General features: G+C 37.9%; 5 protein-coding genes. 1 reads left to right on the forward strand and 4 read right to left on the reverse strand.

Going from position 1 to position 3,462, the window contains the following annotated elements; translation table 11 throughout:
• A partial coding sequence (locus F6K13_RS24275; RefSeq protein WP_287288627.1) for a hypothetical protein occupies positions 1–979 on the reverse strand: 979 nt, incomplete at its 3' end.
• Between F6K13_RS24275 and F6K13_RS24280 the strand changes: the two genes are divergently transcribed.
• On the forward strand, positions 978–1,616 hold the full coding sequence (locus tag F6K13_RS24280) for a hypothetical protein (RefSeq protein ID WP_287288629.1): 639 nt from the start codon (positions 978–980) through the stop codon (positions 1,614–1,616). The two genes, F6K13_RS24275 and F6K13_RS24280, sit on opposite strands and share 2 nt — an antisense overlap.
• A 36-nt stretch (positions 1,617–1,652) precedes the next feature.
• Here the strand turns inward: F6K13_RS24280 and F6K13_RS24285 are convergent, their stop codons facing one another.
• From F6K13_RS24285 to F6K13_RS24295, 3 genes are read right to left on the reverse strand one after another with little or no spacing between them, the layout of a single operon-like run.
• Positions 1,653–2,456 (reverse strand): hypothetical protein, encoded by an 804-nt coding sequence (locus F6K13_RS24285; RefSeq protein ID WP_287288630.1) that lies wholly within the window; start codon positions 2,454–2,456, stop codon positions 1,653–1,655.
• Positions 2,457–2,470: 14 nt separating this feature from the next.
• On the reverse strand, positions 2,471–2,914 hold the full coding sequence (locus F6K13_RS24290; RefSeq protein ID WP_287288632.1) for a hypothetical protein: 444 nt from the start codon (positions 2,912–2,914) through the stop codon (positions 2,471–2,473).
• A 3-nt stretch (positions 2,915–2,917) separates the two neighbouring features.
• Positions 2,918–3,367 carry a gp436 family protein gene (locus F6K13_RS24295; protein ID WP_287288633.1) on the reverse strand — a complete coding sequence of 150 codons (450 nt, stop codon included), beginning with the start codon at positions 3,365–3,367 and terminating at the stop codon, positions 2,918–2,920.
• Positions 3,368–3,462: the final 95 nt, after the last annotated feature.

Genomic DNA, 3,462 nt, shown 5'->3' on the forward strand with positions numbered 1-3,462 from the left:
CTGATTGATTAGATATCTCTTGAGTATTCGTGCTTAATATCCTGAATAAAGGTATTAACTCGCTACTTGTAACCCCTACTAACTCTAGGGAATCTCTTCTTATTTTGGCAATTGTTTCCTCTAATGGTTGAGCTAAAGATAAAATTGCTTCTGTTGAATCTTCAATAATAACCGAGTCTCTAAGAATGTCACTAGTTGCAACTAATGAAGCTTGTGTAGATAAAACATCTTGACGAAATCTTTCATTTTGACCAATTAAAGCATCGTAAGCTTGTGAAGTTCCAGCAGCAAATATTTGAACTGACTGCAATACATTATTAAACGCAAAAGCTAACCCCCCTATTTGAGATAATAAGCTCGATGTTTCTTGGTTTAAGCCTCTAATTCTGTTTTGGGTTCTATCCAATAAAGCATTAGCTTGATCTTCATTTAGTCCCAAGTTCTGAAGATTGCCTATTTGAGTCCTTCTATTTGCTCCAACTGCATTCTCTGCTTGAATGGTTCTTATTGCCCTAGCTGTTTGTGATGCACTTAGCCCCAATTCTTCAATCAACCTTTCCGCATCAGATACCGAACCGCCAACTGCTCTACTAATTTGAGTCAGGTCATCCAAAGAAGAGTTTAATCCGTTTAGCTGTCTAGTATAATTTTGTATATCACTTGGGTTTCCCAATACCTCGGATAAAATATTTCCTTGTTGCTCCGTTAAATTTAGCTCTCTAATAGTGCTTCCAACCTGGCGCAATCCGTTTTGTTCGGCTTGAATCCCCGCGATCGCTCTACTAGCTGTATTAGCTGATATTCCCAATGCAGACAAAAATCTTTCAGTGTCATCAAAACTAGTTCCTAGCTGTTGAGCCACTGCGTCAATACTTCTAAGTCTCTCTTGTAATGCTAAAAACCTTCTAGATATAGCTTCAACATCACGAATAGCATTGCTAGAATTAATATCAATTTCAAGGGTAATTCTTCTATTCATGGGTATTTTGCAAAGCGATCTATCAAACGATATAACAATAATAGACTTTCAAGACAGGTTCGGAACAACTAGAAGCACCAGAGGTTGTTCATTAAAGGGTAAATTTGAGTTTGACGAACGAATAGAGATTTTATACAAAAAAGTTCGCGAAATTAATGCTATTGCCCCCCATAAAAGCATCGGCAAAATATATGAAAAGGATGAAGTTTTTCGCTACAACTGCGATCGCTGCTTAGAATTGAATGCGATCGATCCAGACTGGGTTAATGAAAAATTATTAATAGCCTTAATTTTTCAATACAAGCAAAATGAAGGGTTGTTAGTTACCGTAAATTCGGTAAACAACCCCTCAGCTATAGAAATTAACTACCAACACAAAGCGCGGTACGAAGAAATTATCGCAGCGATCGCCTTAAGAGGCGGTTCGATAGAAGACGCTCTTAAGGTTGGCGACAAACCCTTTAAAGAAGTATATAACACATTACAAAGTTTATCCCAACTTGAAAAAGAGGTACAAGGCAAAACAACTAAAAAAACTAAACCATTACCAAGCAAAAATACATCTCAGCAAAATAGAGAATTTAATCTTTTAAAACTAGCCAAGTTAAAAAATCAGCATAAAAAAATCGCGAGATAGAAGATCGCGACCGTCGAGAAAGTATCTACTTCAATTTTACGCTGCTGTAGCGTATTCCTCGTTGTAAATTTCATAAGGGAACAATCTGCCCTTAGTATTAGTAGCCTCATAAGTAACCGACACAGTCATTGGTGAAGCATTAAAGTCTATAGTAGGAGGAACTCTATTTCTGATTAAGTTGGGGAAATAGTAAGCTAATCCCGAATCGAAATCATCATCACCAAAACTCTTAAACCAAGCACTTATATCTCCATAATTTTCGGGAGCATCTGAAGCTCCGATAGTCTGGATTGGTGCATAAGATTTATCATAGAAATAACCAACCTCCGCACCTGCCAAAGCCTGATCGAAAACAAGTTTACTGTTAACTTCATCTACTTGTACTTCTTTTACCGCGCTTGGGGCTGCGTTCACATTTTGAAGGAAACCAGCATCGCCCCAAGTTCCTTTTTCTGTCAGATAAGCTCTAATCTGAGCAGCATTTTGTGCCGTAATATTTGCGTCTACTACTTCAAAAGGAGCGGTGCTTGGTACATTTATAAATTCAGATTTCCTGACATTGCCAGAAGCATCTGTGGGGATTTCGTCATGAAAGAAACCCATGTGCTGCCAATCTCCATGCTGAAAAGTCAGGGTTACTGTATGAATAATTTCACTTAAACCCTTTCTTTTTGTAACCAAAAAACCTGTTTTACGATCGCGACACTGGGATTGTACCTCAGTGGGGTTGCTGGCGATCGCAATCCCCGCATAACATAGTTCCATCGATACTGTTTGATTGACTGAAGGAACTATATTTTTGGTTTCGATAATTAAGCTTCCATGTCCGAACTGAGTCATTTTTAGCCTCGTTACTATATAAAGAGTTCTTCTATTTTAAGCAAAGGGGTTCTTTGCTTTTTAACCAAAGTAACTACGGAAAAAGTCATTTCATAGACCCATTTAATTCCGTCTTTATCTTCGTATGGAGAATAACCAATAGAATTAAATTTAATTTCCCCAAACCCTTCTATGTCAGGTACGTACCAATTTAAAAGCAATTTAATTGCCTCTAAATAGGGGTAAATCTGTTTATGCGATCGCATATCGCATAGTTGAACCCCAAAAGAAATAGTGGTAGAGCCTTTTTGAGTAGTAGCTTCTAGTTGCTCGCCGTTATCAGAAGTCATGTAAAAGTAAGCAGTAGCAATAGCTCGACCCCTACAGCGAACAGGAGAGTTTAGTAACTCCAAACCACGATCTTTGAGCGGGTCGAGTCTATTTAAAATATTTTCTTCTAAGCGAGATAACCTACTCATTTATCAATGATAATAGCGAGAAGAATCTACATAGCCGTTTAGATTTTGCCTGGTAAATACTCTATCTTGCGAATAATAGGAGATGGATTTAGAAGCAGATTTTTTGGCTAACCCTTCTATGAAATTGGGACATTCTCCGCAACAAGATTCTTTCAGCCATTCAATAGCGTCTTGATAGAGTTCCTTGACGCGATCGCCGTTGTTGCAACCGCATTCCAGGTAATACCGAGCCAAATCTAGAGTCTTAAACATAACTATATCGGGTACAAAGGATAAAGGTAATTGATAGCATCTTCCTAAATAACTATCAATTTCCGAAGAAGCCTTATTAAGTACGAAATTTAGTTTAGCTTGGTCTGGCTCGGTTTCTCTTGGATCGTCGCTTGTTAGTTCGACCAAAACCTTGCTACCAAAAGCTAACTCTAAATCGGCTATAGTTGCGTATTGAACCATCTTACCAATCTATTTTAGCCGTAATTTCAGAAGCATCTAAACTATCCCATTTTACCCCTGGAATTAGCTCTTTAAGGGTTTTCATATCTGGAATA

Origin of the sequence: Okeania sp. SIO2B9, from assembly GCF_010672505.1 — a bacterium.
GTDB lineage: Bacteria > Cyanobacteriota > Cyanobacteriia > Cyanobacteriales > Microcoleaceae > Okeania > Okeania hirsuta.